This is a genomic window from Caballeronia telluris (assembly GCF_001544495.1).
GTDB classification, from domain to species: domain Bacteria; phylum Pseudomonadota; class Gammaproteobacteria; order Burkholderiales; family Burkholderiaceae; genus Caballeronia; species Caballeronia telluris.
The window spans coordinates 156,413-183,030 of sequence record NZ_FCNZ02000010.1; the positions used below are offsets into that span (position 1 = coordinate 156,413).

At 65.2% G+C, this 26,618-nt stretch carries 32 protein-coding genes and 1 tRNA gene; 15 read left to right on the forward strand and 18 right to left on the reverse strand.

All coding sequences use genetic code 11. The features are described 5' to 3' along the window. Positions 1-25 precede the first annotated feature (25 nt). From AWB66_RS15170 to ssuE, 4 genes are all read right to left on the reverse strand, one after another. Positions 26-898, reverse strand: coding sequence for an ATP-binding cassette domain-containing protein (locus AWB66_RS15170; protein ID WP_087631090.1), 873 nt, complete (start codon positions 896-898; stop codon positions 26-28). Further along, positions 898-1,737: an aliphatic sulfonate ABC transporter permease SsuC gene (gene ssuC / locus AWB66_RS15175; RefSeq protein ID WP_087631091.1), complete on the reverse strand. Its 840-nt coding sequence runs from the start codon at positions 1,735-1,737 to the stop codon at positions 898-900. The genes AWB66_RS15170 and ssuC overlap by 1 nt, the downstream gene beginning before the upstream one ends. Positions 1,738-1,751: 14 nt before the next feature. Then, a complete protein-coding gene (ssuD, locus tag AWB66_RS15180) occupies positions 1,752-2,900 on the reverse strand; it encodes an FMNH2-dependent alkanesulfonate monooxygenase (RefSeq protein WP_087631092.1) in 1,149 nt (382 codons plus the stop codon). Between the two features lie 101 nt (positions 2,901-3,001). After that, complete coding sequence (gene ssuE / locus AWB66_RS15185) at positions 3,002-3,634, reverse strand: NADPH-dependent FMN reductase (RefSeq protein WP_087631093.1); 633 nt, start codon at positions 3,632-3,634, stop codon at positions 3,002-3,004. 265 nt (positions 3,635-3,899) lie between these two features. Here ssuE and AWB66_RS15190 point away from each other — a divergent pair, with 265 nt between their 5' ends. After that, on the forward strand, positions 3,900-4,358 hold the full coding sequence (locus AWB66_RS15190; protein ID WP_087631168.1) for a hypothetical protein: 459 nt from the start codon (positions 3,900-3,902) through the stop codon (positions 4,356-4,358). A gap of 4 nt (positions 4,359-4,362) precedes the next feature. Here AWB66_RS15190 and AWB66_RS15195 read toward each other — a convergent pair whose 3' ends face one another. The 6 genes from AWB66_RS15195 to AWB66_RS15220 form a co-directional block, all read right to left on the reverse strand. Continuing rightward, complete coding sequence (locus AWB66_RS15195) at positions 4,363-5,478, reverse strand: enoyl-CoA hydratase/isomerase family protein (protein WP_087631094.1); 1,116 nt, start codon at positions 5,476-5,478, stop codon at positions 4,363-4,365. A 51-nt stretch (positions 5,479-5,529) separates the two neighbouring features. Then, the gene (locus AWB66_RS15200; protein ID WP_087631095.1) at positions 5,530-6,195 is read right to left on the reverse strand and encodes a TetR/AcrR family transcriptional regulator; all 666 of its coding nucleotides are present in this window, start codon (positions 6,193-6,195) and stop codon (positions 5,530-5,532) included. A gap of 57 nt (positions 6,196-6,252) precedes the next feature. Continuing rightward, positions 6,253-6,435: a hypothetical protein gene (locus AWB66_RS15205; protein WP_087631096.1), complete on the reverse strand. Its 183-nt coding sequence runs from the start codon at positions 6,433-6,435 to the stop codon at positions 6,253-6,255. Between the two features lie 306 nt (positions 6,436-6,741). After that, positions 6,742-7,026 carry a DUF1488 family protein gene (locus tag AWB66_RS15210; protein ID WP_087631097.1) on the reverse strand — a complete coding sequence of 95 codons (285 nt, stop codon included), beginning with the start codon at positions 7,024-7,026 and terminating at the stop codon, positions 6,742-6,744. A gap of 159 nt (positions 7,027-7,185) precedes the next feature. Continuing rightward, a complete protein-coding gene (locus tag AWB66_RS15215) occupies positions 7,186-7,539 on the reverse strand; it encodes a hypothetical protein (RefSeq protein ID WP_235021123.1) in 354 nt (117 codons plus the stop codon). Beyond that, the gene (locus AWB66_RS15220) at positions 7,539-7,808 is read right to left on the reverse strand and encodes a hypothetical protein (RefSeq protein WP_087631098.1); all 270 of its coding nucleotides are present in this window, start codon (positions 7,806-7,808) and stop codon (positions 7,539-7,541) included. Before AWB66_RS15220 ends, AWB66_RS15215 begins: the two co-directional genes overlap by 1 nt. Before the next feature lie 299 nt (positions 7,809-8,107). Between AWB66_RS15220 and AWB66_RS15225 the strand changes: the two genes are divergently transcribed. Continuing rightward, positions 8,108-8,458, forward strand: a complete 351-nt coding sequence (locus AWB66_RS15225) for a hypothetical protein (protein ID WP_125469736.1) — start codon at positions 8,108-8,110, stop codon at positions 8,456-8,458. Between the two features lie 37 nt (positions 8,459-8,495). Here the strand turns inward: AWB66_RS15225 and AWB66_RS15230 are convergent, their stop codons facing one another. Together AWB66_RS15230 and AWB66_RS15235 are read right to left on the reverse strand one after the other, a co-directional pair. Beyond that, positions 8,496-8,834: a DMT family transporter gene (locus tag AWB66_RS15230; protein WP_062637728.1), complete on the reverse strand. Its 339-nt coding sequence runs from the start codon at positions 8,832-8,834 to the stop codon at positions 8,496-8,498. A gap of 5 nt (positions 8,835-8,839) precedes the next feature. Then, a complete protein-coding gene (locus AWB66_RS15235) occupies positions 8,840-9,355 on the reverse strand; it encodes a heme-degrading domain-containing protein (RefSeq protein WP_087631099.1) in 516 nt (171 codons plus the stop codon). A gap of 612 nt (positions 9,356-9,967) precedes the next feature. Between AWB66_RS15235 and AWB66_RS34910 the strand changes: the two genes are divergently transcribed. From AWB66_RS34910 to AWB66_RS15245, 3 genes are all read left to right on the forward strand, one after another. Beyond that, the gene (locus tag AWB66_RS34910; protein ID WP_268811154.1) at positions 9,968-10,075 is read left to right on the forward strand and encodes a hypothetical protein; all 108 of its coding nucleotides are present in this window, start codon (positions 9,968-9,970) and stop codon (positions 10,073-10,075) included. Further along, complete coding sequence (locus AWB66_RS34915) at positions 10,072-10,320, forward strand: hypothetical protein (protein WP_268811152.1); 249 nt, start codon at positions 10,072-10,074, stop codon at positions 10,318-10,320. The genes AWB66_RS34910 and AWB66_RS34915 overlap by 4 nt, the downstream gene beginning before the upstream one ends. A gap of 16 nt (positions 10,321-10,336) precedes the next feature. Next, positions 10,337-10,413 (forward strand) — tRNA-Met (locus tag AWB66_RS15245). A 5-nt stretch (positions 10,414-10,418) separates the two neighbouring features. Here AWB66_RS15245 and AWB66_RS34050 read toward each other — a convergent pair. Next, entirely contained in the window at positions 10,419-10,574 is a 156-nt protein-coding gene (locus AWB66_RS34050) for a hypothetical protein (RefSeq protein WP_200818995.1), read from the reverse strand. Between AWB66_RS34050 and AWB66_RS15250 the strand changes: the two genes are divergently transcribed. The 3 genes from AWB66_RS15250 to AWB66_RS15260 all read left to right on the forward strand — a co-directional run bounded on the left by AWB66_RS15250 (position 10,573) and on the right by AWB66_RS15260 (position 11,857). Continuing rightward, positions 10,573-10,935, forward strand: a complete 363-nt coding sequence (locus tag AWB66_RS15250) for a DUF2946 domain-containing protein (protein ID WP_235021124.1) — start codon at positions 10,573-10,575, stop codon at positions 10,933-10,935. The genes AWB66_RS34050 and AWB66_RS15250 overlap by 2 nt on opposite strands. 96 nt (positions 10,936-11,031) lie before the next feature. Next, entirely contained in the window at positions 11,032-11,394 is a 363-nt protein-coding gene (copC, locus tag AWB66_RS15255; RefSeq protein WP_087631100.1) for a copper homeostasis periplasmic binding protein CopC, read from the forward strand. Positions 11,395-11,401: 7 nt separating this feature from the next. After that, on the forward strand, positions 11,402-11,857 hold the full coding sequence (locus AWB66_RS15260; RefSeq protein WP_087631101.1) for a copper chaperone PCu(A)C: 456 nt from the start codon (positions 11,402-11,404) through the stop codon (positions 11,855-11,857). A gap of 83 nt (positions 11,858-11,940) precedes the next feature. On the opposite strand, the gene AWB66_RS15265 is transcribed toward AWB66_RS15260, so the two are convergent. Next, positions 11,941-14,448 (reverse strand): penicillin-binding protein 1A, encoded by a 2,508-nt coding sequence (locus AWB66_RS15265; RefSeq protein WP_087631102.1) that lies wholly within the window; start codon positions 14,446-14,448, stop codon positions 11,941-11,943. Between the two features lie 577 nt (positions 14,449-15,025). Here AWB66_RS15265 and AWB66_RS35105 point away from each other — a divergent pair. Then, positions 15,026-15,451: a plasmid mobilization protein gene (locus tag AWB66_RS35105; RefSeq protein WP_087631103.1), complete on the forward strand. Its 426-nt coding sequence runs from the start codon at positions 15,026-15,028 to the stop codon at positions 15,449-15,451. Positions 15,452-15,529: 78 nt separating this feature from the next. Here AWB66_RS35105 and AWB66_RS15275 read toward each other — a convergent pair whose 3' ends face one another. Beyond that, positions 15,530-15,727, reverse strand: a complete 198-nt coding sequence (locus tag AWB66_RS15275) for a DUF2177 family protein (RefSeq protein ID WP_087631104.1) — start codon at positions 15,725-15,727, stop codon at positions 15,530-15,532. A 270-nt stretch (positions 15,728-15,997) separates the two neighbouring features. Between AWB66_RS15275 and AWB66_RS15280 the strand changes: the two genes are divergently transcribed. Continuing rightward, positions 15,998-16,678, forward strand: a complete 681-nt coding sequence (locus AWB66_RS15280; RefSeq protein WP_087631105.1) for a PspA/IM30 family protein — start codon at positions 15,998-16,000, stop codon at positions 16,676-16,678. Between the two features lie 121 nt (positions 16,679-16,799). Next, the gene (locus AWB66_RS15285; RefSeq protein ID WP_087631106.1) at positions 16,800-18,005 is read left to right on the forward strand and encodes a tetratricopeptide repeat protein; all 1,206 of its coding nucleotides are present in this window, start codon (positions 16,800-16,802) and stop codon (positions 18,003-18,005) included. 347 nt (positions 18,006-18,352) lie between these two features. On the opposite strand, the gene glgX is transcribed toward AWB66_RS15285, so the two are convergent. Further along, on the reverse strand, positions 18,353-20,563 hold the full coding sequence (gene glgX, locus AWB66_RS15290; RefSeq protein ID WP_087631107.1) for a glycogen debranching protein GlgX: 2,211 nt from the start codon (positions 20,561-20,563) through the stop codon (positions 18,353-18,355). A gap of 300 nt (positions 20,564-20,863) precedes the next feature. Between glgX and AWB66_RS15295 the strand changes: the two genes are divergently transcribed. The 4 genes from AWB66_RS15295 to AWB66_RS15310 all read left to right on the forward strand — a co-directional run bounded on the left by AWB66_RS15295 (position 20,864) and on the right by AWB66_RS15310 (position 24,336). Continuing rightward, the gene (locus AWB66_RS15295) at positions 20,864-22,273 is read left to right on the forward strand and encodes a DUF2252 domain-containing protein (RefSeq protein WP_087631108.1); all 1,410 of its coding nucleotides are present in this window, start codon (positions 20,864-20,866) and stop codon (positions 22,271-22,273) included. A gap of 182 nt (positions 22,274-22,455) precedes the next feature. Further along, positions 22,456-22,896 (forward strand): large conductance mechanosensitive channel protein MscL, encoded by a 441-nt coding sequence (gene mscL / locus AWB66_RS15300; RefSeq protein ID WP_087631109.1) that lies wholly within the window; start codon positions 22,456-22,458, stop codon positions 22,894-22,896. A 384-nt stretch (positions 22,897-23,280) separates the two neighbouring features. Further along, the gene (locus tag AWB66_RS15305) at positions 23,281-23,772 is read left to right on the forward strand and encodes a hypothetical protein (protein WP_087631110.1); all 492 of its coding nucleotides are present in this window, start codon (positions 23,281-23,283) and stop codon (positions 23,770-23,772) included. Positions 23,773-24,126: 354 nt separating this feature from the next. Beyond that, positions 24,127-24,336 carry a dodecin gene (locus AWB66_RS15310; protein WP_087631111.1) on the forward strand — a complete coding sequence of 70 codons (210 nt, stop codon included), beginning with the start codon at positions 24,127-24,129 and terminating at the stop codon, positions 24,334-24,336. 105 nt (positions 24,337-24,441) lie between these two features. Here the strand turns inward: AWB66_RS15310 and AWB66_RS15315 are convergent, their stop codons facing one another. Next, a complete protein-coding gene (locus AWB66_RS15315) occupies positions 24,442-25,536 on the reverse strand; it encodes a BMP family ABC transporter substrate-binding protein (RefSeq protein ID WP_087631112.1) in 1,095 nt (364 codons plus the stop codon). 142 nt (positions 25,537-25,678) lie between these two features. Continuing rightward, the gene (locus AWB66_RS15320) at positions 25,679-26,608 is read right to left on the reverse strand and encodes an ABC transporter permease (RefSeq protein ID WP_087631113.1); all 930 of its coding nucleotides are present in this window, start codon (positions 26,606-26,608) and stop codon (positions 25,679-25,681) included. Between the last annotated feature and the right edge of the window lie 10 nt (positions 26,609-26,618).

Genomic DNA, 26,618 nt, shown 5'->3' on the forward strand with positions numbered 1-26,618 from the left:
CTCGGTTCCTTCGTGTGGGGTTGTTTCAGGCGACGGACGCCGCCGGAAAAGAACGAAACTCGCCCGGCGCGTGCCCGAGCACGCGCGTGAGCACCGCTTCCTCCAGCGCGGCGAACGCAGGCGAGGTCCGCGAACGCGGTCTCGGCAGACGAATCGCGGCATCGTAGGCAATGCGCCCCGCCTCGATCAGCACGATGCGATCGCCGAGCGACACGGCCTCCTCTACATCGTGCGTGACGAGCAGCGCCGTGAAGCGATGCTCGCGCCAGAGCCGTTCGATCAGCGCGTGCATTTCGATGCGGGTGAGCGCATCGAGCGCGCCGAGCGGCTCGTCGAGCAAGAGCAGATCCGGCCGATGCACGAGCGCGCGCGCCAGCGCAACGCGCTGACGCTGGCCGCCGGAAAGCTGCGCGGGCCAGTCGTTTTCGCGATCGCTCAGGTTCACTTCGGCGAGCACCGCGCGGGCATCGTCGCGGGCGGTGCGCGGCAGGCCGAGCATCACGTTCTGCAGCACCGTCTTCCAGGGCAGAAGCCGCGCGTCCTGGAACATGATGCGGGTTTGCAACGCTTCGCTCCCGCGCGCGCCGTGTCGGTCGAACGTGCCGCCGCCCGGCGCTTCGAGTCCCGCGACGAGCCGCAGCAGCGTCGATTTCCCGCAGCCGCTCCGGCCGACGATCGACACGAAACTGCCCCGCTCGATCGCGAAGTCGAAATTCGAGAGCACGTTGCGCTCGCCGTAGCGCTTGTCGACGCCGCGCATTTCGACGGCGAAATCCGCACCCGGCGCGGGCGTCGCGGCGCGCGCGAGCGGCGCGGCCCGCTTCGCGTCTCGCCTCGGTTCGAGGTCGAGGTCGAGTTCGCCGCGTGGGAAATCGGTGGAAGAGGTGATCGCGCTCATCAACGGGCTCCTTTTGCCTGATAAGCCGGGTGCCAGCGCAGCGTCGCGCGCTCGATGCCCTTCGCGAGCATGTCGGCGAGCTTGCCGAGCAGCGCGTACAGCAGGATGCCGACCACCACGACGTCGGTCTGGAGAAATTCGCGCGCGTTCATCGTCATGTAGCCGATGCCCGATTGCGCCGAAATCGTTTCCGCGACGATCAGCATCACCCACATGAGCCCGAGCGCGAAACGCACGCCGACCAGGATCGACGGCAGCGCGCCCGGCAGGATCACGTCGCGGTAGAGCGCGAAGCCGGAGAGCCCATAGCTTCGCGCCATCTCGATCAGGCCGGCATCGACGGAACGGATACCGTGGAACGTGTTCACGTACACCGGGAAAAACACGCCGAGCGCGACGAGAAAAAGCTTCGCCTCCTCGCCGATGCCGAACCACAGGATCACGAGCGGGATCATCGCGAGCGCGGGGATGTTGCGGATCATCTGGATGGTCGAATCGAGCGCGGTTTCGGCGTTGCGGGAAAGACCCGTCGCGAGCCCGAGCGCGAAGCCGATGCCGCCGCCGATCGCGAAACCCGCCAGCGCGCGCCACGCGCTCACTTTCACGTTCGCCCACAGGTCGCCCGACTGCACGAGCGTCCACGCGGCCGTGACGACCGCGAGCGGCTCGGGCAGGATTCGCGCCGACAGTCCGCCGGTGCGCGCGGCGAGTTCCCACGCGACGAGGATCGCGAGCGGCACGAGCCACGGCGCGCACGGAGCTGCGACGCGGCGCAAGAGGCCGGCTACGCGAGCGCCGGCACGCGCGGTGCCCGGCTGGGCGATGTCGATATGCGCCATGAGTCGCTCCTACGTCAGCTTTGCGACGCGCGCGGCACGTACGTATTGCCGACGACCTCGCCGAACGGACCCGACAGCGGGCCGGCGATGCGTTCCTTCTGCTCGCGCGGCAAGAGCGGGAACACGAGTTCCGCGAACCGGTACGACTCTTCGAGATGCGGATAGCCGGAGAGAATGAACGTATCGATGCCGAGCGCCGCGTACTCCTTCATCAGCCCCGCGACCTGCTCCGGATTGCCGACGAGCGCCGTGCCCGCCCCGCCGCGCACGAGTCCGACGCCCGCCCACAGATGCGGATAGACCTCGAGCTTGTCGCGCCGTCCGCCGTGCAGCGCCGCCATGCGCCGCTGGCCTTCGGAATCCATCTTCGCGAACTGTGCCTGCGCGCGCTGGATGGTTTCGTCGTCGAGCTTGCTGATGAGCTTGTCGGCGGCGGCCCACGCTTCCTCTTCGGTCTCGCGCACGATCACGTGCAGGCGGATGCCGAATTTGATCTGGCGCCCTTCTGCCGCGACGCGTTTCCGCACGTCCGCGAGCTTCTTTTCGACGTCGGCAGGCGGCTCGCCCCAGGTGAGATAAGTGTCGATGTGATCGGCGACGATCCCGTGCGCCGCCGCCGACGATCCGCCGAACCATAGCGGCGGATGCGCCTTCTGCACCGGCGGATAGAGCAGCTTGCCGCCCTTCGACGCGAGATGCGTGCCTTCGAAATCGATCGATTCGCTCGTGTGCGACGCCGCGAGCAGCTTCTTCCAGATGTGCAGGAATTCGTCGGTGACTTCGTAGCGCATGTCGTGATCGAGGAACACGCCGTCGCCTTCCAGTTCGGCCTGATCGCCGCCCGTCACGACGTTGATCAAGAGCCGCCCGCCCGAGAGCCGGTCGAAGGTGGCGGCCATGCGCGCCGACAATCCCGGCGACGAGAGTCCCGGCCGGATCGCGACGAGAAACTTGAGGCGCTTCGTCGCGGGAATCAGGCTCGACGCGACGACCCACGCGTCCTCGCACGAGCGTCCGGTCGGCAGCAGCACGCCTTCGTAGCCGAGCGTATCGGCAGCGACGGCGATCTGGCGGAAATAATCGGCGTCCGCGGCGCGCGCGCCTTCGGTCGTGCCGAGATAGCGGCTGTCGCCGTGGGTCGGAATGAACCAGAACACATTCATCAGGGGCTCCTGCACTGTTTTTTGTGAATTCGACGAGAAAATGAGGCGATGCGGTGCCGCAGGAGGCGAGCGCCCGCGAGCCCGAAACGACGATGTCGCAGTCAGCTCGCGCAGCGGATCAGCGCGGCGAGCGTCGCGGCCGTTTCGCGGGGCGCGCTGGCCGCCGCGACGCTCGCGGCCTTCGTGCGCAGTTCGCGCAGTTGCGCCTGTTCGTCGAGCGCGTGTGCGAGCGCATCGGCGGATGCGCTCACGCGCTGCACGGTTTCCGGGGACGCGGCGTAGCCATTCGCCGAGCGCGGCAGATCGGCGTCGGAGGCGAACACGTTCGGCAGATGGTGCCGCGCGCCGAGCGACGACAGCACGGGCTTCAACGCATAGTCGAGCGCGAGCAGATGCGCGAGCGAACCGCCCGTCGCGATCGGCAGCACGATCTTGCCGGCGAGCCCCGTCTGCGGCAGCAGGTCGAGCAGCGTCTTGACGAGGCCGCTGTAGGACGCTTTGTAAAGCGGCGTCGAGATCACCACCGCCTGCGCGTGCTCGATCAGTTCGAGCGCCTCGCGAATCGACGGATGGGCGAAGTCCGCATGCATCAGTGCGGCAGGCGGCAGCGCGCGCGCGTCGATGCGCCTCACGGCGATGCCACGCGAGCGCAACGCGCTTTCGGCAAGCGAGAGCAGATGCGTACTGCGAGACTGGGCGGCGGGACTTCCCGAAATCGACACGACATAGGACATCGCTGCTGTTTCCTTGTGCTCGCGCTCGTGATGTCAGTCGCGCGTTCGCGCGGGACGGCCGTTCCGTCCCGCTGGTGAAACAGTCTAGGGATGCCCCCTATCGTTTAGAACGATTTTTTCGAGCTTAGGTTTTCCGCTTTCGTGATTTGGCTGGCGCGCGAAGCGCTTCGGCGTCGCATGAGCGGCAAGAGCGGGAAAAGACCGGAAGCGCGCCACTATAATGGCGCTCATCCCAAAAAATACGGCGCAGCCGGCGGTGCACTCAATGCAAAAAGTCATTTTGCCGTTCGTTTCCGGCTTTCTCGCGGCCCTGTTTTTCCGCGAAGCGACGCTCGCGCTGCTGCACGCGGCCGGCGTCGTCGATCCGGCCGGGTATTCCACCGCTCCGTTCCTGCCGCTCGGCATCCCCGAATTCATCGCCAACGCGCTGTGGCGTTCCGTGTTCGGCGTGCTGATGGCGTGGCTGTTGCGCATCGCGCCCGATCGCAACGCGCCGTGGGTCGGCGCACTCGTCTTCGGCGGCATCGTGGTGACGGCGGCGAGCGTGTTCGTCGTCGATCCGGCGCGCGGCATCTGGCCGAGCGGCAACCTGCTGCCGCGCCTCGCGATCGGCTTCGTGACCAACGCGATGTGGGGCTGGGGCGCGCTCGTCTTCATGCGCGCCTTCATGGCGGAAACCGCGGGCGCGCGCCGCGACGAGCGCAGCGGGCGCCGGCCGTCTTAGTCTTTTAGTCCTTCAGCAGCTTCAGCGGATGGTGGTCGCGCGACCACGGGCTTTCGAGCATCCGCTTCACGTCCTCGGGCGTGACGTCTTCCAGACGCGCGATCTTCCACGCCGGCCGGTTGTCCTTGTCGACGATGCGCGCCCGGATGCCCTCCACCACGTCGCCGTGCTCGAACACGTTGCGCGTCACGTCGAGGTCGCGGCGCAGCGTGTCGGCCATCGTCGAGAGCCGCGCGCGGTCGACGAGTTCCAGCGCGATCTCGATCGACAGCGGCGAGCGCTCGCGCAGCACGCCGATCGTCTCGCGCGCCCACTCGGCGGCGGCGCCGCCATCGGCTTCCTTTTCCAGCGACGCGAGAATCGACTTGCCGTCGCCCGCCGCGAAATGCTTGTCGATCGACGTGCGGACCGCGGCGAGCGGACTCGCGTCGGGCGTGGGCGCGACCTTGTGCTTCACGCACTCGGCCCCGATGAAACGCACGATGTCGACGCCGTCGTTCAGACGCTCGTGCTTCAGCGCCTCAATCAGGCCGGGCAGCGCGGCGTCGTCGAGATAGGCGTCGGCGAGACGCGCGTAGAGCGCGTCCGCGGCGCCGATCGTCGCGCCGGTGGCCGCCAGATAGCGCCCGATCGCGCCGGGCGCGCGGGCGAGAAACCAGCTCGCGCCGACGTCTGGAAAAAGGCCGATGCGCGTCTCCGGCATCGCCATCTTCGTCGAGCCGGTCACGATCCGCAGGCCGCCCGTGTGATGCGCGCCCTGCGAAATGCCGACGCCGCCGCCCATCACGACGCCGTTCGTCACCGCGATATACGGCTTCGAAAACGTGAAAACGGTGTGATTGAGGCGATATTCGTCGGTGAAGAATTTGTCGACGGTCGCGCGTTCGCCCGCCGTCGCCGCCTCGTACAGGAAACGGATGTCGCCGCCCGCGCAGAACGCGCGCGCGTGCGGGCTGTAGACCACCACGGCTCGGATCGCGTGGTCGTGGCGCCAGTCGCCGAGCGCGTTGCGAATGGCGTGCAGCATGCCGCTCGTGAGCGCGTTCAGCGCCTGCGGCCGATCGAGCGCGATAAAGCCGATGCCGTTGGCGGTTTCGATATGGATGTCGTGGGTTCTCATCGGTGCAAAAAGGTTCGGTTCGCTGGGTGTCGATTCGTTTCCACGCGAGGTTCATGCCCGCCCGGGGTCGCGGCCGAACCACGCGTCGAGCGAAAGCTCGGCGAGCGCTTCAGCCGACGAGCGCGGCAGCGCGAGTTGCGCGGAATGCGTTGAAGAAACGGGATGCGACGCGTGCGAAACACGCGACGACCGCGCGGAATTCACGATGGCAAGCGCGACGATGCCGTGCAGGTTCGCCCACAGCGCCTCCGCGCATGCGGCGGCGGGCGCTCCGGCCGACAGGCGACCGGCCGCGCGCAATTCGACGAATGCGTCGGTCACGAGCGACAGGGTTTTCGCGGCATCGGCGGTGGCGGCGCTCGCGTCGACGCCCGACGCTTCCATGAACATCAGGCGATAGGTTTCGCAATGGCCGAGCCCGAATTCGACGTACGCGCGCCCCATGGCCTTCAGCCGCTCGGCGGCATCGACGATGCTCGCGTGCGGCGCGAAGGCCGTCAGCAGTTGCGCGTACCCCTCGCTGCGCAACGCGCGGGCGATCTCGGCACGGCTTTTGAAATGCAGGTACAGGGCGGCGGGCGAATAGTCGATCGCCTCCGCGATCTTGCGCATGGACAGCGCGGCGAAGCCCTCCCGGCCGACGATTTCCCGCGACGCACTCAAGATGCGCTCCCGCACCGCCTGCCGCTGTTCGGTCCGTCGTTCCTGGATTCCCATGCGGGCACTCTCGGAAAATGAGCCCGGACTGACGGTCGTTCAGCCCGGCCGGGCGCTTCAGACTATTATTTTGCGCTTATTGTCGGATCGCGGCGCGGCACGCTCGAACGGTTCTTCCTGCTCGCTCGTAATGGCCGACGCGATCACGATGCACGCGGCCAGAAACAGCACGCCGGCGGCGGCCCAGATCAGCCAGAACGCATTGAATTCGACGAGCGAACTCGCCAAGGTATGCAACATGACACCCCCGAACGACTTTTATAGTTGTGCTGCTGCCGCGAAACGCGTCTCGCAGAGCAAGCTGCGTGCCGCACCAGTCGCGATGCGCGGCGCACGATAACTGGAATGGTAATCGCAAATCGGGGCGCGCGTGAGGTCGCTCACGGCTTTTGCCGTGCGTTTATGGGCGTCTGGGTGCGCTGCGGAGCGGATGCGCGCTTCGGGGTCGCCGCACTGCGCGTCGACGGCATGATCGCGCGCGGCGGGCAGGCCTTACAAGGGCGTGTAATTGCGTCCCGGCGTGCGGGACAAACGAAGGCGACGCGCTCAGGCGATGACTTTTCCCGGCGGAAAATGTCCGCTCTTAAGTAGAACCGGCGAGCCGTTGCTCACCCGCAGATGTTCACGCGCCACGGCTTCGATGCGTGGACGCCCGGCGTCGAATGCGTTGATCCAGCCGCTGCTGTCGAAGCTCTGCGCGTCGAAATGATCTTCCAGCGCCTCGACCGAGATCGCACACGGAACCCGCGCGCCATCGACGAGCGCCGCGAAGACGATCGTCAGGTTGGCGCTGTGATAGTCGGGAGCGTCTGAGGGAAATTCGATAACCATGATCGCCTCGTGACTGGACAAGAAAGATCGGAAAGTGGCCGATAGCGGCTCGAATTCCGATGGATCGGCGGATATGGTACTCGCGAGCGCGATGCGCGGTCCAGAGCGAACAGCGACGGCCCGGCGCATCGCTATGTAACGAGCGACGCAAGGCGTCGGTCATGCCTCGAACACGGCCCTCGGCACATCGACGATGAAAAGCGACGTCGCCTGAGGGTCCGCGTAGTCGAAGCGCAGGTGCCGGCTCATCTCGCGCACGCGCTCGCGTGCAAGATCGCACGCTTCGCGGGTGAGTTCGGTGCCGCTCTTCAGCAATTGCGGGTCGAACCGGTAGTGCACGCCCCACGCGACGTTGCCCGGATGATTCGCGACACCGCTCGTGCGCCAGCTCACGAAGAGCGAAGGCGCGAGTTCCGGGCCGACCTCGCTCACATCGGCGTTGCTCGGGAACAGATCGAGCAGGCAACGCGCGATGTCGTGCAACAGCGGATGGCGGACGTTGAGCTGGCGCATCAGGTCACGGAGAGGAGTCGATCGATGTAGTCGCGGGCCGCCTGTTCGACGTGCGCGAGCGCTTCGTCTTCGGTCGCGAAGCGCTGCTCGCTGCCGAGATCGACGAGTGCCTCGAAGCGATGCGCGTCGTCCGGACCGCGCTGCGCGACGCTCACGGCGCCGACGTAGATCGGCGCTTCGGCGGCGTCGTCGGACGGATGCGAATGGGTCAGCCGCGCCGACGCGCTGATGTAATAGCCCCGGTAGGGACCGGAAACACGTTCTGCCATGGAGTTCTCCTTGTGCGGTTCGAGGCGCCGGTACGCCGGTCGCCGGCTCGTGGCCGCGACCCGCGGGCGCATGCAGTAAGGTTCGCGATTCGGAAATTAGTTCGCGTCGATTTCCGCTTTGCGGCAAACCGTGCCGGTTATCGCGCCCGCCTCCTCATCGACCGCCCCGCGCTCTGCCTGACGCTCCCGCAAACCGCACGCCCGCGTGACGCCGCGCTAACAACCGCTTACGCGGCACGTAAAGCGCGTGTGGGAAAATACGGCATCCCAGCTTGAAACCACTCTTTCACGAGGTAGAAATGAAGGAATTCGCGCGGCGCATGCGCCGCACTTCGCCGAGATCGCCCGGCCTGCCGCTTGGCGCGGCCCTTGTCGTCGTGGCCGCGGGTTTGTCGGCGTGCGCGTCGTCGAACAATGCGTCGCTCATCAACCTGCCCGACGGGCAAACCGGTTACGCGGTCAACTGCAGCGGCGCGGATGCGTCGTCGAGCTGGGGAAGCTGCTATGTGCTCGCGGGCAAGGCCTGCGGCGCGACCGGCTACGACATCGTCTCCAAGGACAACGAGGAAGGCGGCCCGACCGGAGGCGGCATCAGCAACGTGATCTCCGCGAACGTCAAGAACCGCTCGATGGTCGTGCGCTGCAAGTGAGCGCGGGCGTCAGGAAGGCGCCCGCCCGGCAACGCCGTCAGTGGGCGCTGACCTTCGAGAACACATTGAGCACCACGACGCCCGACACGATCAGGCCCATGCCGAGCACGGCGGGCCAGTCGGGGATCTGCTTGAAGAGGATCGCGGCGACCGCCGTGATCAGCACGATCCCCGCGCCGGACCAGACGGCATAGACGACGCCGACCGGAATCGAGCGCAGCGTGAGCGACAACAAATAGAACGAAAAACCGTAGCCCACGACCACGACGATCGACGGGATCAGGCGCGTGAAACCGTCGGAAGCGCGCAACGCGGACGTCGCCACGACCTCGGCGACGATCGCGAACGCAAGGAGCACATACGCGGACGAACGCATGCGCCCTATTCCCTTGATTCCCCCGCTTGCCGCGTGAGCAGAAGCGCGCCGAAGTCCTGACCGAGCACCGCGCAGAGCGCTTCGACCACCAGTTGGTGATCGTCGCGTTGCGGCATCCCGGAGACCGCCACCGAGCCGATCACGCCCGCGCCCGCCACCGAGAGCGGAAAGGCGCCGCCATGCGAGGCGAACTCGGCGACGGGAAGACCGTATTTCTCGCCGAGTGTCACGCCCTGCTGCTGGAGTTGCAGTCCGATCGCGTAGGAGCTGCGCCGGAAATGCTCGACAGTGCGCGACTTGCGCTCGATCCAGGCGCTGTTGTTGGGCGTCGCGCCGTCGAGCGCGGCGAAGAAGAGCCGCTGGCCGAACGTGCGCACGTCGATCGCGACGGCCGCGCCGCGCGCAAACGCCATCTCGCGCAGTTGCGCGCCGATCTGCCATGCGCGATCGCAGTCGAACTTCGGAAAGACCAGCGTTTTTTCCTGATGGGCGATGGCGTTGAGGTCGTGGGGGATGTCCATGGGGATGCCTTCGTGATCGTGTCGAATGAAGTGGAACTCGCATGAGCGAATGCGATTTTGACACGCCCGCGTGCAAACGACGCAGCGCGCACCGTCACGGACCTTCATTGCAGCGACATGGCGCGTCGTCATGAGACGAAATTCAGATCAAAGCGATTCTTTGAGTTTCACCGCGGATTGATCGCAGGTCTCGCTGCGCGATCTAGAGCGTGCGCCTCGGAAAGGGTTCATGTATTTCATTGCGCCTGCTGCCAAATAATTCAAATTATATGTTTCGCGCTACGAAACGTAAGCCAGGCAATTACATTCCAGCGCGCGTCGACAGACGCGATCGGTCGGTCGCGCGCACCGGCTATAAATCGGTATGAAAGGAGTCGGTCGGTGCTTTGGTAGCCGTGTCGGAAACAGCGGGCGCCGCGGCAAGAAGGCGTCGAGCGTCAAGCTCGCACCTGCGCTGTCGTTGGGTGTAGCGCTCGCGGGCGAACGAGCGCGGGCACTTCGCTCGGCAATGTGGCTAACTCGGGCTTATCGGGTGATCTCGCGGTTGGCGACGGCGCCTACGGCGTTTCAAGTTACTGCCCCAACACCACCACCTATGGCTGAGCGTCGGCAATCGGTTATGGCTCGACGGCTCAGGGCTGCGCGGACAACTCGATCGCGCTCGGCTCTAATTCGATCGCGGATCGCGGATCGCGGATCGCGCCAATACGGTATCGGTGAGCGCGAAGGGCAGCGAACACCAGATCGCGAACGTCGCCGCAGGGACGGCAACGACCGATGCCGTCAACGTCGACCAGTTGAAATCGGTAGCGAGTTCGGTGAGCGCGCTCGACAGCAGCGCAGTGAAATACGACACCAACGCCTATAGACTTTTCTTGAAATCGGGCGAGACGCGCATGAATCGACCTCTGCGCGTCTCATCAAAATCTCGAAAAGCTTGCGGCGGCTATCCTGATGCTCTATAATCTTTTCTTCGACGGACGCGGGGTGGAGCAGTCTGGCAGCTCGTCGGGCTCATAACCCGAAGGTCGTAGGTTCAAATCCTACCCCCGCAACCAAGCATTCAAGGCAAAAAGCCCGGCTCGCCGGGCTTTTTGCTTTTCCGGCCTCGCGCGCGTTCGACGCCAATTGCCGCACCGTCCGCCATGGCGCGGGCGTCGCTTATCGCGCATGGCATAATCGCCTGCTCGTTCCCCATTCGATGCATCCACGCGTTCATGCGTAGCGCCCTGATACGGAAGATCGGCGGTATCGTCGGATTGTTCGCGATCCTGATGACGGCGCTCGCCCCTGCCGCATCGCAGATGCTCGAACGCACGCGCATCGAATCGATGCTCGCGGCGTTCTGCTCGGTCGAGACAAAGGTATCGAAGCACGGCGACGACACCGCCCTCCCGCACTTGCAGGCGTGCGGCTATTGCAACCTCGCCGCTCATACGCCCGTCACGCCACCGCCCGCGCACGCGCATCGCGTGCCTGTCCTCGCGGACCCGACGCCCGTCGCACGACTGGATACGCTCGAGCGGCCGCATGCGGCCCTCATCGCGGCCCAGCCGCGCGCCCCGCCCTCGTTCGCCTGATTCACTCGCCTTGTCGCGACGCACGCATTGCCGCCAACGGCTTCGCGCGTGCGCGCCGCTCGTCAACACCTTCCCATCCGGCGGGAGTCAATCGATATGAACGCATCTATCATCAAACACGGCACGCTTGCCGTCAGCCTATTCGTCGCTGCGCAATTCGCCTTCGCGCACGCCGTCCCCAAGCAGCAGGACCCGGCGCCCAACTCCACTGTGTCCGCGCCGCAGGAAGTCGCCATCGAATTCGGCGAAGCGCTGGAGCCGTCGTTCAGCAAGCTGGTTGTCGTCGGTGCGGGCGGCAAGCAGGTGAACACGGCGCCGTCGGCCGTCGATGCCAGCGACAAGAAGCACATGAGCGTGGCGCTCGGCACGCTCCCGCCGGGGACGTATCGCGTGAACTGGACAGCCGTCGCCGACGACGGCCATCGCACGCAAGGCCACTACAACTTCAAGGTCAAATGAGACTCGCATGAAAAAAATCGCCGCCCCTTTCACCACGCTCTGCGCGACGCTCGTCGCCGCGCTGCTCGGCGCGCCGCTCGCTCACGCGGCGACGCTTTCGGTCAGCGACTGCTGGATTCGCTCGATGCCGCCGAACCTGCCGTCGTCGGGCTACTTCACGGTGTCGAACGACGGCGACGCGCCCGCATCGCTCGTCGGCGCCGAGACGCCCGCGTTCGGTATGGCGATGCTCCACAAGTCGGAAAGCAACGGCAGCACCGCGACGATGTCGCACGTGGCATCGGCGGAAGTGCCTGCGCACGGCACGCTGCGCTTCGCGCCGAAGGGCTATCACCTGATGCTCGAAGGCGCGGGCAAGCCGCTCCAGGTCGGCTCGACGGTCCCGCTCTCGCTTTCCTTCGCCGATCACTCGAAGGTCAGCACGACCTGCACCGTGAAGCCCCCCTCCGCGCTCGGTAACTGATTAGCGACATCGAAAAAGAAACGCGCCGCAGTGTGAACTGCGGCGCGTTTCTTTTAGGCGATGCCGGTTGCGGCCCGGACAGTCTAGTGCTTGCTGAACAGATCCATGATCTGCTTGCGCTCGTCGGCGTTCACGTTCGGCGCCTGCATGCCGCCCGGGCCGACTCCGCCCGATGTCGTCGTCACGGCGCCGGCCGGATCGGCCCCGTCCATGCCGATGCTCGCGATGAAGCCGCTGCCGGGCGTCCGGTCGGCGTAAAAGAGTTCGCCGTCGAAATCGGTGATGCCGTCGGGCTTCGGCATCTGCTGCTGCGGCACGTTGCGCAGCGCGCGTCCCATGTAATCGACCCAGATCGGCAGCGCGAGCTGCGCACCGAACTCCTTGCTGCCGAGCGACTTCGGCTGGTCGTAGCCCATCCACGCCACCGCCACGAGCGAGTGCTGGTAGCCCGCGAACCAGCCGTCCTTCGCGTCGTTGGTCGTGCCGGTCTTGCCTTGCAGGTCGTTACGCTTGAGTGCGTTGGTCGCGGCACCCGTGCCTTGCGTCGCGACCGTGTGCAGCAGGCTGTTCATCATGTACGCGTTGCGCGGCTCGAGCGTCTGCGGCGCGTTGCGGCCGGCCGTCAGCGGGTCGGCGCGCGAGATCACCGTGCCGCGCGCATCAGCGACTTCGGCGATCAGGTACGGATTGATGCGATAACCGCCGTTCGCGAACACCGAATACGCGCCGGAAAGCTGCAGCGGCGTGACGAGCCCGGCGCCGAGCGCGAGCGGCAGATACGGCGGCGTCTTTTCGACGTCGAAACCGAAGTTCTTCGTGACGAACTCCTGCGCGTAAGCCGTGCCGATGTACGACAGGATACGGATCGACACGAGGTTCTTCGAACGCTGCAAACCCGTGCGCATCGACATCGGGCCGTCGGGCTGGTCGTCGTCCTTCGGCTCCCACGCCTGGCCGCCGGGTGTCGTCGGCGGGAAATAGAGCGGCGCGTCGTTGATGATCGTCGCCGGTCCGAGGCCCTTGTCGAGCGCCGCCGAGTAGATGAACGGCTTGAAGCTCGAACCCGGCTGGCGCCACGCCTGCGTCACGTGGTTGAACTTGTTCTTGTTGAAGTCGAAGCCGCCGACAAGCGCGCGAATCGCGCCGTCCTGCGGCACGAGCGAGACGAGCGCGCCTTCCACTTGCGGCAATTGCGTGATCTGCCAGTTGTCCTTCGCGTCCTTCGTCAGGCGCACGATCGAACCGGGCTTGATGCGCAAGGCCGCAGCCGCATTGCTGCGCAGCGCGGGCGCGGCGAAGCGCAGGCCGTCCCCGGCGATGTTCGCGGTCTCGCCGCCGACGAACTGCGCGCTCACCTGCTTCGGGCTCACGGCCGTCACGACCGCAGACTCCAGATCGCCGTCGTCCGGGTGATCGACGAGCGCATCCTCGATGGCCTGCTCGCGGTCGTCGTCGTCCTTCGGCAGATTCACGAAGCCTTCCGGCCCGCGATAGCCGTGGCGCCGCTCGTAATCCATGATGCCCTTTCGCACCGCGCGATAGGCGGCGTCCTGATCGGCGGAATCGATGGTCGTCGTGACCGTGAGGCCACGCGTGTAGGTCTCTTCCTTGTACTGCGCGTACATCATCTGCCGGACCATTTCCGCGACGTATTCCGCATGCACGCCGTACTCGGTGCCGGTGGATTTCGTGTGGATGTCCTCGACGACGGCTTGGTCGTACTGCTCGCGCGTGATGTAGTTCAGGTCGAGCATGCGCTTCAGGATGTACTGCTGGCGGATCTTCGCGCGCTTCGGATTGACGACCGGGTTATACGCGGACGGCGCCTTCGGCAGGCCCGCGAGCATCGCGGCCTGCGCGAGCGTGATGTCCTTCAGGTCGCGGCCGAAGTAGACGCGCGCCGCGGCCGAGAAGCCGTAGGCGCGCTCGCCCAGATAGATCTGGTTCATGTACAGCTCGAGAATCTGGTCCTTCGTCAGCGCGCGCTCGATTTTGTACGCAAGCAGCATTTCATAGATCTTGCGCGTGTAGGTCTTTTCGCTCGACAGGAAGAAGTTGCGCGCGACCTGCATCGTGATCGTGCTCGCGCCCTGCGATGCGCCGCCATGCATCACGTCGCTCACGCCCGCGCGCAGGATGCCGAGAAAGTCGACGCCGCCGTGATCGTAGAAACGGTAGTCCTCGATCGCGAGGACCGCCTTCTTCATCTGGTCGGGAATATCCTGGAAGCGCGCGAGCGACCGCCGTTCCTCGCCGAATTCGCCGATCAGCACGTGATCGGCGGTATAGACGCGCAGCGGCACTTTCGGCCGATAATCGGTGAGCGCGTCGAGCGAGGGCAGGTTCGGTCCCATCACGACGAGCGCATAGCCGATGATGAGCGCGCCGATCACGCCCGCGAGCGCGAACAGCCCCGCAAACCACAATGCGATGCGCGCGAAGAACGAGCGCCCTTCGGGTTCGTCGCGATAGCGGCCGTCGTTGCGGTCTTTGCGGTCATTGCGGTCGTCGTCGTGACGGTTGCCGTCGCCGATGTAATGCCGGACGTCGCGTGAAGGGTTCGAGGAATTCGGTCGTTTGATGATTGGCATGACTTCGATGGTTCGGCGCGTGACCCGGACGCATGGCCTGGTCGGCTGCGCCGGTTGACTGAATCAGTCACGTGAGTGGTCGCGTGAGGCTCGCGGCTGGTGGCCGCGCGCCACGATGAACCGGACCGCGCGAGCGATGTGTGCCGGCACGGGCCGGGCGGCATGGCTCGGACGTTCGGGACGCGCACGGCGGCAAAGCGCCTGTTCGGCTGCACGCGCAGGGTAACAGCGTATTTTAAAGAATTCGAGCTCACTTCCCCGCGAGACGCCCGATTTTTTTGTAAGTGAATCACGCCGACGGTACGCGTGCGCACGGACAGTTACCCACAGAAACTGTTGAGAGCGCTGTGGACAACCGTATGAGAAAATCGCCAAGTCATTGAGCGCGCGCCACTTTTGGCGTGTGCCGCGATTTCGGTTCGAACCCGCCGGACCACCCGCACGGAAGCACAAAACGATATGATGGATGCGTCGGGCTGCGTCGTTAAGAGGTAGAACGAACGCGGCCGGCGAGCCGTCTTGCGGTAACTTTGTCGCATCGCTTCTTTGCAATCGCCTTACTGTTTGCGAGCCGCTCATGTCTACCAAACCCAGCGAACGCATCGTTGTTTTCGTGACACCCGCGCAGAAACTCGCCATCAGCAACACTGCCGAGGGACTCGGCATCAGCGTGAGCGAACTCATGCGGCGGGCCGTCCTGAATTTCAATGCCACGAGCGAGCAGATCAAGGTGGCCGGTCTCGTCGAGCGCCTGCGCGCGCCGAAAACACCCGATGCGCTGAACGTCGCGTTGCGTCACGTCGCGGAAAAAGCCGCGGCGCGCGAAGCGAAGACCGCCGCGGTGAATGCGTCGCAGAATGCAGCCGCCGCGCACAAGGCGGCGCTGGCGAAGGCGCAGCCCGAAGCCGAATCGCCGCACTCCACTGAACCGGCCGACCCCGGCGACTCCGATTCCGACGAAGGCGAAGGCGCGTCCCTCACGGGCGGCCATTCGGAGCAATGAACGTCGGTGTCATGTGCCAGGACACGAAACGCATCGGCACGCGACCCAGGACGAGACCGGGCATCACGCAGAAATACGTCATCGCGGCGAGATACAGGACGTAGAACACGGCCGCCGCGCGAAGTTCGGCCGTTCCACCAATAACGCGCCGATCTCGCGCTGACAGAGACCGCGCCCCACGACCCCGACCCAAAGCGCATCGAGCGCGAGAAACACGACGGCCCCGACCGCGAACGCTACGACGAGCACCTTCGACTCGACGTTCCGCTGGCTCATCCGATGGCGTTCGATGGCGCCTACGCGGCTTTCCGCGTCGCGCCTGCCGTTACATTCCTTAACGCTGCGCGCCCGGTCGATTAAGACCCGCTTAAGCTGCATCGTGCTCTAATAGACGACGCGAGAAACAGCATCCGACCCAGGCTGCGCGTCTTATTGAAGCTTGTGCTTGCAATCCGCGCGCCCGGCCCGAACTTACGTGGCGCGGATCGCGCACGAGCGCCGCGTGGCAGCCTCGGGCGATCCGCCGCCTTCATCAAGGAGAAACACATGTCGCTTTTGGATTCCATCACGCGCACCGTCAAGGGTCTGCTGAACGACGCCGCGGACACGATGCAGGACCCGTCGCGCGACTCGCGCCAGATCGTGCGCGAACTCGACGACAGCATCGCGAAGGCGGAAAACGCGCTGATCGAGATTGAGGCGCAGGTCGCGACCCAGCAAAGCAAGCGCGACGTCGCCGCCGACAAGGCGAAGAAGTACGAAGACGGCGCAAAGCGCGCGCTGCAAACGGGCGACGAAGGGCTCGCCCGCGAGGCGCTCGCCGCGCAGGCGAATGCGGAAACCGAGCGCGACGCGCTCGCCGGAGAGCTTGCCACGCTCGAACCGTCGGTCGATCATCTGAAGCAACAGATCGCCGACATGCGCCAACGCCGCAACGACCTGAACGCGCGCTCCAACATCCTGCAGGCGAAGCAGCAGATCGCCCAGGCAAAGGACGTCGCGGCGACCGCACTCGGCGGCATCGGCGGGAAAAATCTGTCGGAGGATTTCCAGAAGCTCGAAGACAAGGTGCAACTCGCGAACGCCCGCTCGGACGCTCGCCTGAATTCCGCCGACCAGAAGTCCGGCAAGGCGCTCGACGACAAGCTCGCGGCGCTCAACCGCGGCCCGTCGGTCGAGGACCGGCTGGAAGCGCTGAAGAAACAGTTGAACTCGCCGTCGCAGTAAGCTCGACGAGGCTGTACCGGGCGGCGCGCGGCGAACTTATCGGCTCGGCGCGCGTCGCACTGGAATGTGTCATCGATTGGGATCGACAGGAGGCGGGCGTTCATCGCGCCCGGCCCGCATCATGAAAAAATATTTGACGGCTGTCGCGGCGTCGCTGCTGTTCGTCGCTTCTGCGGCGTTCGCGGTGCCGACCGCCCAGCAGATCGAGCAGGCGATGTCGCAGGGCAACTGGCAGAAAGCCGACGCCGGTCTGACCGAAGTCCTGCAGGCGCATCCGAACAATGCGCACGCGCATTATCTCTATGCGCAGGTGCTCGATCGCGAGGGCCGCTACGACGACGCCCTCTCCCATCTGCGGCAGGCGAAGTCGCTCGATCCGCAACTCAAGTTCACCGACCCGATGCGTTTCGCGGCCACCGAAGCGCGCATTCGCGGCGACGCGAATCGCGCGAACGTCGTCGCCAACGTGCCCGGCGGCGGGCAGCAGGCGAACCAGACCGGCTCGGTCGCGCAAAATCCGTTCAACCCGGCGCCCGTGCCGGCGCCGGTGCAGGAAAAACATGGGCCGTCGGTCGGCGCGTGGGTCGGCTTCGCCGTGCTGTTCGCGGCCATCGCGCTCGTGTTGCGCTGGGGTCTGCGCCGCGCCCGCGCGCGCGACGACGGCCGCGCCAACGACGATCGCCGCACGCAATTGAAGCGCGCGACCGAACTGCTCAACGACGTGCGCACGCTCAAGCTCGATGTGCGGCTGTCCACAGCGCCCGGGCACGAAGCGCTGCTGAAGGACGTCGAGGGCGTCGAGACGCAATTGCGCGAACTGGTCGAAGCGCTGTCGAATGCGAAGAACCCGGTGCCGCCGTATCAGGTCGAGGACCTCGCCAACCGCGTCGAGAGCCTGAAAGCGCGCGCGGAAGGACGGCCGGATCCCAATGCCGCGAATGCCGCTGCGGCTTCAGCACGCGAAGGCGACTCCGTGTACGCGCAGGAAGCCGAGCGTTTCGGACGCAACCAGCAAGGGCCCTATCCGCCGCAGCAGCCTTATCCGCAGCAACAAGGGCCCGTCATCATCCAGCAGGGCGGCGGCGGTTTTGGCGGCGGCATGGGTGGATTGCTGACGGGCGTGCTGCTCGGCGAAGCGCTGTCGCACGGGCGTGACCGGGTGATTGAGCGCCCGGCGCCCGACAACACGTTCGGCAACGGCGGAGGCAATGGCGGCAGCGACGGCGGCGGACTCGACTTCGGCAATGGCTCGAACGACTGGAACGACGGCGGTGGCGGCGGCGGCGTGGATCTCGGCAACAACGATGACAACTGGCGCGATACCTGATTCGGATTCGCCGACGTTGGTAGATAAGCAAAAGGCTCCGGTGTGATGACCGGAGCCTTTTTCATTGTTGCGTCAGTTCGCGCTTCAACCGCCGCCGAGAAAGCGCAACAGCGCCCACAGAAACTTGAAGAACCCGACGATGAACTCCCACACGCGCTCCAACTGGTCCCAACCCGCAACGCGCACGATGGCGTGAAGAATCATGTCGCTGGGCGCAGGCAGGGTCGGGCTGGCGTGGCTGTTTCGTTCATCGTTCGGAAGGCGCTTGCGTCAATGGAAAAGCGGGACATGCCGCAGGGGCATCCCCCAGCGGCAGCCCCGCATGATAACGCGTCGAACGCCCTCGCTTATTCCTTCTTCGACGCCTCGCCCTCCGGCTCGATTTCATCGGTCAGCGCTTCTTCCAGCCGCTTGAAGATGCGCCGCGTCGCGCCGCGCGCATGCAGCGCGAAGAGCAGGAGCGAGCGCCCTGTCACCTGATAGACCGCGCCCGAATCGAAGTCTTCCAGTTCCTCGCGGATCGGCGCGTTGGTGTCGATAAGGCAGCTCCATTGATCGCTGCCCGGCACGTCCGGCAGCGTGAAATCCACGACATCGTGATGCGCGTTCACGACGAGCAGCAGCGTCGCATCCGACGCCGGCCGGCGAATCCCGGTCGCCTGGGCGCGGCCGTCGATCACGAGGCCGAAGCAGCGCATCGACGGGTCGTCCCATTGCTCGGGCGTCAGTTCGTCGCCCGACGGGCTCAGCCACTTGACATCGGCCACCTGCAGGTCCTCGCGCCACTCGCCCGTGAGGAACCGCCCGCGACGCAGCACCGGCAGCGTATGGCGCAGCGTCGTCAGCTTGCGGACGAACTCGGTCAGCGCGCGGCCGTCGTCATCGATGCCTTCCCAGTCCACCCAGCTGATCTCGTTGTCCTGGCAATACGCGTTGTTGTTGCCCTGCTGCGTGCGGCCGAACTCGTCGCCGGCGAGCACCATCGGCGTGCCCTGCGAGAACAGCAGCGTCGCGAGCATGTTGCGCTTCTGGCGCTCGCGCAGCGCGCGGATTTCCGGGTCGTCGGTCGGGCCTTCGACGCCGCAGTTCCACGACTTGTTGTCGGAATGGCCGTCCTTGTTGTCCTCACCGTTCGCCTCGTTGTGCTTGTCGTTGTACGACACGAGATCGTTGAGCGTGAAGCCGTCGTGCGCGGTGATGAAGTTGACGCTCGCCCACGGACGGCGTCCGCGGTGGTTGAACTTGTCGCCCGAGCCGGTGATGCGCGTCGCGAGTTCGGCGGCCACGCCGTCGTCGCCCTTCCAGAACGAGCGCACCGTGTCGCGATACTTGTCGTTCCATTCCGCCCAGCCCGGCGGAAAACCGCCGACCTGATAGCCGCCCGGGCCGCAATCCCACGGCTCGGCGATGAGCTTGACGCTCGACAGGATCGGGTCCTGACGACAGCTATCGAGAAAGCCGCCGCCTTCGTCGAAGCCGTACGGCTCGCGCCCGAGAATCGTCGCGAGGTCGAAGCGAAAGCCGTCGACGTTCATCTCCGTGACCCAGTAGCGCAGGCTGTCGGTGACCATTTGCAGCACGCGCGGATGCGACAGGTTCAGCGTGTTGCCGGTGCCCGTATCGTTGATGTAGTAGCGCGGTTCGTCGGGCATCAGACGGTAGTACGACGCGTTGTCGATGCCGCGAAACGAGAGCGTCGGGCCGCGCTCGTTGCCTTCGGCCGTATGGTTGTAGACGACGTCGAGAATCACTTCGAGCCCGGCCTCGTGCATCCGGTCGATCATCTCCTTGAACTCGGCGACGACGCCTGGGCCGCGCGAGAAGAAGCGCGGATCGGCGGCGAAAAAGCCGATCGTGTTGTAGCCCCAGTAGTTGGTGAGACCCTTGTCGAGCAGATGGCTGTCGTTGACGAACGCGTGGATCGGCAGCAACTCGACGGAGGTCACGCCGAGGCTCTTGATGTGCTCGATGACTTCCTTCTGCCCGAGGCCTTCGAAGGTGCCGCGCATGTGCTCCGGGACGGCCGGATGGCGCTTCGTGTAGCCGCGCACGTGGGTTTCGTAGAAGATCGTGTGTTCCCACGGTACGCGTACGCGCGTCGCGTGGGTCCAGGTGAACGATTGGTCGACGACCTGGCACTTCTGCATGAACGGCGCGCTGTCGCGTTCGTCGAAGGTGAGATCGTCGCCGTCGGCGTTGAGCGTGTAACCGAACACCGCCGGGTCCCACTTCAGTTCGCCGACGTGCGCTTTCGCGTACGGGTCGAGCAGCAGCTTGTTCGGATTGAACCGATGCCCCGCTTCGGGCTCGTAAGGCCCGTGCACGCGATAGCCGTACACGGCGCCCGGCTTCAGCCCGAACACGTAGACGTGCCAGACTTCGTCCGTGTATTCCGGCAATTCGATGCGTTCCAGTTCCTTTTCGCCCTTCTCGTCGAACAGGCACAGTTCGACTTTCGTCCCGTTCGCTGAAAAGAGCGCGAAGTTGACGCCTTCGCCGTCCCACGTGGCGCCGAGCGGAAACGGCGAACCTTCTGCAATGCGGATATCGTTCGGCATGAGGTGGTGTTTCTCGGTAATGGTGATGCGCCGCGTTGAAATGTCGATCGGTGCGGACGTTGGGCAGCCTCGTGCGGCTCCGAGCGGTCGAGTTAAGCAGGTTACGTGCCCGGGGTCGCTTGTGCTTCTTGCAACGGCTCTTGGGAAAGCGAGTTCCACATAAGCACAGAAACATCAAAACGGTGTAAACCTCAACGCACCCCGCTGTAAAACGTACACGTATCGCGCGCGCAAGTGCGCACAGGAACGAAACCCGCGACGCGCCCTGCGAAACAAGACAACCCCTCAAGGAGAAAGCGCTTGCCGACCCCAGCCAGCTCGACGAAGGATTCCCCGTCCAACCGGCATGCAGCGGGCGGAACCGCTGACGAAAGCCGCGCGACCGGCCGGTCCCTGCGCGATGCCGTCTCATTCGACGCTCACGCCGACTGGCACCCCGCCCCCGGCCGCCCCGACCCGGTCGAACGCGTGCTCGCCGTCAACGCGGGCCGCCAGGAGCGGCTGATTCCGCTGCGCATGGCGCGCATGGCCGAATCTCCGTTCGCGTTCCTGCGCGGCTCGGCGACCGTGATGGCGTGGGATCTCGCGCAGTCACCGTCGATCGGCCACAACGTGATGATCGACGGCGACGCGCACGTCAGCAACTTCGGCCTCTTTCGCACGCCGCGCCAGGATGTCGTGTTCGACCTGAACGATTTCGACGAAACCCTCGTCGCGCCCTGGGAGTGGGACCTCAAGCGGCTCACGGCGAGCATCAACGTGGCGGCGCGCGAAAACGGCGTCGACGCCGAAGGCCGCGCCCGCGCGGTGCGCTCGGCCTGTGCCGCTTACCGCACGACGATGGCCGAACTCGCGCAGGTGAGCCCCTACGACCTCTGGCAGATGCGCTCGTACGCAAGCGCCACGCACATCGACGCCCCGACGCACCTGAACGCGGCCGAGCGCGCGACCATCGAAAAAACGGTCGAGCGCGCGATGAAGCGCTCCCACGCGACGATGCTCGCGAAAGTCGCGGAGCCGGCGGGCAAGAGTTGGCGCTTCAAGGACGATCCGCCGATCCTCACGAAGCTCGACGCCGCCGAGCGCAATCACGTCGTCGACGGGCTGAAGGCGTATCTGCTGACCATCGCGGGCGAATGGCGCATGATGCTCGAGCGCTACGACGTGGCGGACGTCGCGCATCGCGTGGTGGGCGTGGGCAGCGTCGGCACGCGCGCGTATCTCGTGCTCTTGATCGGCCGCGCGCTCGGCGACCCGCTTTTCATCCAGGTGAAGGAAGGCATCGTGCCGGCGGCGGCGCCCTTCGTGCCGCCGCTCGACGAGCCGTTCCGCCATCAGGGACGCCGCGTCGTGCACGGACAGCGCCTCTTGCAGAGTTCGTCGGATGCGCTGCTCGGCTGGACGACCATCTCGGGCCGCGACTTCTACGTGCGGCAAATGAAGGACATGCGCGGCTCGATTCCGGTCGACTGGCTGCACGGCGCGACCTTCGACTTCTACGCGTGGTGTCTCGGCCTGCTGCTCGCGCGCGCCCATGCCCGCACCGGCGACGCCGCGCTCATCGCCGGCTATTGCGGCAGTTCCGACAAGCTCGATGCCGCCTATGCCGGGTGGGCCGAGCGCTACGGCACGCAGACGGTCGCCGACCACGCGGCGTTCGTCGCGGCGATCGCGAAGGGGCGCATCGTGGCGGCGGTGCTGGAGAAGTAGCCGCGTCCGGATCACCGGCCCGGAAAAAACCGCGCACGCCATGTAAATCGAGCGGCTATCATTGCTCCGAAGACCCGAGCGAATGAACGAGTCCGAGGAATAATTACCCGCTCTATCATTGGCACGGCCCTTGCGGCCCGCTCGTGCCGATCCAAGCGAACTTTTACTGGAGGAAGCCGCGCATGAGCATGATTGAGGAATTCAAGAACTTCGCCCTGAAGGGCAACGTCATGGACCTCGCCGTCGGCGTGATCATCGGTGGCGCGTTCTCGACCATCGTGAACTCCATCGTCAAGGATCTCATCATGCCGGTCGTCGGGCTCGCGACGGGCGGGCTCGACTTCTCGAACCTGTTCGTCCGGCTAGGCCCCATACCGGAGACGTTCAAAGGCAATCCCGGCTCGTACAAGGACCTGCAGACAGCGGGCGTCGCGGTGTTCGGATACGGCTCGTTCATTACGGTGCTGATCAACTTCATCATCCTCGCGTTCATCATTTTCATGATGGTCAGGTTCATCAACAACCTTCGCAAGCCCGCCGAAACGGCGCCGGCCGCCACGCCCGAAGACGTGTTGCTGCTGCGCGAGATCCGCGATTCGCTGAAGGGCTCGCCGCGCGTCTGAATTTTTCCTGGCCGCGGCCGGTGCCGGTTCCGCACTGAACCGGCGCATTGGCGCCGCTCAAAGGTTTCGTCTGTACGCCTTGCCACCGAACCCGCGCCACGGCGCGGGTTTTTTGCGTCTGCGGCACGCGCGTTGGTGGGCGATGCATCTTTTTTCTGCGAGATTTTTCGTCGCACGCGGAATTGCGGGACTATTATTGAGACTGATGCCAAGCGAGCCGCCGCAGGTCTTCGGCACGATTCGTGCGCGTGGCGCATCGTCGGAGAAACATCGCCGGCGACGTGCAGCGCCCTTCCCGAATCACCGTGAACCGACCACTTCGATGTGCTATAAAAGATCGACGTGCAAAGATCGATGTACGGCCCGCAAGACGGGAGTGGCCGCATGAGGACGCTGCGTTTCTTGCAATTCTTTTTCAGGCGAATTTTTATGTCCTTCCCGAAAAAGCGTAAGCGCGTGAAGGCCGACGGGGACGAGTCGTTTCTCGCCGTGCTTCGTCATTTCAAGGCGTTCGGTCAACTCGACACGAAGATCGCGCGCGCCCGCGCCCAGGACGAACCCGTGCTCTATGCACACGTTCTGCCCGGGCTCGACGTGCTGCTGTGCAGTGTGCGCGGCGCGCAGCCGCCCTATCCCGCCACCGAGGAACTGCACCGGCGCTGCATCGAATCCATCACCAATGCGCTCGAACAGCCGCTCGACGGTCTAGAGAACGGCGGCTACTGGTACGAGGCCAACGGCTTCGGTTTCCTCGTCTTCGCAAGCCGCGCCCGTTCGCAGATCCTGAGCGAATTCGGTGCATCGGCAACGACCCGCACGCGTCGCGGCACGCGCCGGCAGGATGCGGGCGACGCGGCATCGCGGCCGCTGCGCTGAGCGCCATCGCACGGTCGCCTGGCGTGCTGGCGTCCAGGCGACTTCAACACTTCAATTACCGCCGACAAATCGTCTTCGGAACACGCCGCGTCTTGCGACGCGGCCTAAACCGTGAGCGATCGCGTCGGTGTCAATTCGAAGCGTGCAAAGCGTTGCAGTCTCAGCGCATCCCTGCGGCCCGGTCCGCCAAATCCTCTCTTCACCGTCGCTCGTTCGTGTCCTTTAATTGAGTTCACGCACGCCGCACGCCGATCCCCGAAGCACGGTCAGCAAATCCGTGGCGCACGCCTTGCTGCTGCACCGTTGCATATTCACCAATGCAACGTCAATCCGCTTCATTCCAAGGAGAAAACCATGTCGGAACACGTCTACAAGATGATCGAACTCACCGGCTCCTCGACCCAGTCGAGCGACGATGCCGTGCGTGTCGCGCTGACGAAGGCGGCCAAGACGCTGCGTAACATGCACTGGTTCGAAGTACTGGAAACGCGCGGGCATATCGAGGAAGGCAAGGTGCTGCACTGGCAGGTCACGCTGAAGGTGGGGCTGCGGCTCGAGGACTGAAATCAGGCGTGACGCTCATGTGAAAAGGCCGCGCTTTTCGCGAAGCGCGGCCTTTCGTTTGGGTGCTGCACCGGCGGCCGGCCGTCGAAGCCCGGCCGCACGCACTTACTTCGGCAACGACCCGTCCACGCCTTCCACGTACCAGTTGATGCGCTGCAGTTCCGGATCGGTGAGCGTCTTGCCCGCCGCAACCTTCTCCGCGCCCGACTGATCCTTGATCGGACCGGCAAACACGTCCCACTTGCCGCCGTGCAGTTCTTCACGCTTCGCGGCAACCGCCTGCATCGCCTTCGCGGGGATCGCCGTGCTGTTCAGGTCTTCGAGGTCCACTGCCTTCTGCGGCATCCCGAGCCACACCGGATCGTTCTTCCACTTGCCATCGAGCACTTGCTGGATCACCGCGTTGTAATACACGCCCCAGTGCGCGACGACCGAGCCCAGATGCGCGCTCGGGCCGAACTTCTTCATGTTCGAATCCCAGCCGAACGCGAAAACCTTCTTTTCCGCAGCCGTCGCGAGCGTCGCATTCGAGTCGGTGTTCTGCAGCAGCACGTCGGCGCCCTGGCCGATGAGCGTCTCGGCGGCCTGCTTTTCCTTGCCCGGATCGAACCAGCTGTTGATCCAGATGACCTTCGTGTGGATCTTCGGATTCACCGAACGCGCGCCCATCGTGTACGCGTTGATGTTGCGGATCACTTCGGGAATCGGCACCGATGCCACGAAGCCGAGCGTGTTGGTCTTCGTCACGTAGCCCGCCGCGACGCCCGCGAGGTACGCGCCCTGGTACATGCGCACGTCGTAGGTGCCGAAGTTCTTCGCCTTCTTGAAGCCGGTGGCCGTCAGGAAGATCGTGTCCGGGAAGTCCTTCGCCACTTTCAACTGGAAGTCCTGATAACCGAAGCTCGTACCGAAAATGACCTTGTTGCCCTTGTTCGCGAGATCGCGGAACACGCGCTCCGAATCCGCCGATTCCGGCACGTTCTCGACGCGCGCGATCTTCACCTTGCTGCCGAACTTCGCCTCGGCTTCCTTGCTGCCGGCGTCGTGCGCGAACGTCCAGCCCGCGTCGCCGGGATTGCCCAGATAGACGAACGCGATGCCCGGCGCGTCGGCCGCGCGGGCGCTCGCTGCCGCAAGCGTGGCGGACAGCGCGACTGCGGTGGACGCAGCCGTCAGCGCGTTCAGCCATGATTTCTTCATTGTGATTCTCCTGGTCGATGTTGTTTGTGAAAAGCCGGATGGGTTCGAGACGCCGTGCGTCAGTTTCGTCTGTCAAAAATGGGAGCGGAGCCCGAAGCGCCGCGCGTGCAGCCGATGTACAACACCGGCTGCAAACGCCCGCTTAGCTCGCCGCGAGGAACGGCTTACCGAGCGACGCCGGCGCGTTCAGCTTGATCGTGTTCGGATTGCGCGAGATGAGGACCAGCACGACGATCGTCGCGATATACGGCAGCATCGCGAGGAACTGCGTCGGCACGGGCACGCCGATCGCCTGCGCGTAGAACTGCAGCGCCATCACCGCGCCGAAGAGCAACGCGCCGATCATGAGGCGCCCCGGACGCCACGTCGCGAACACGACGAGCGCCAGCGCGATCCAGCCGCGTCCCGAGGTCAGTTGCTCCTGCCAGATATGCAGATAGACGATGGAGTAGTAGCCGCCGCCGATGCCCGCCATCGCGCCACCGAAGAGCGTCGCGCCGTAGCGAACGCCGACGACCGGAAAGCCCACCGAATGCGCGACCGCCGGTGATTCGCCGACCGAGCGCAGCACGAGCCCCGCGCGCGTGCGGTACAGGAACCAGCCGATCACGCCGAACATGATGAACGCGAGATAGCCGAGCGGCGTCAGCGTGAAGAACGCCGGCCCGAGCACCGGGATCGACGCGAGGCCGGGAATCGGCATCACCTCGATCGACGCGCGCACCGCCGCCGACGTGTACGGCTTGCCGATGTAAGCGGAAAAGCCGATGCCGAAAATCGTGAGCGAGAGGCCCGTCGCGACCTGATTGGCGAGCATCGTGATCGTGAGAAAGCCGAACAGCAGCGACATCGCGAGCCCGGCGAGCATCGACGCGCCGATGCCGAGCCACGGATTGCCCGTGATCGCGGTGACCGCGTAGCCGCTGACCGCGCCCATCAGCATCATCCCTTCGACGCCGAGATTGAGCACGCCCGACTTCTCGGCGACGAGTTCGCCCGCGCCCGCGAACATCAGCGGAATCGCCGCGACGACCGCGCTCGACGCGAGCGTGCTGGCCTGGTTGATATCCATCTCGTGAGTC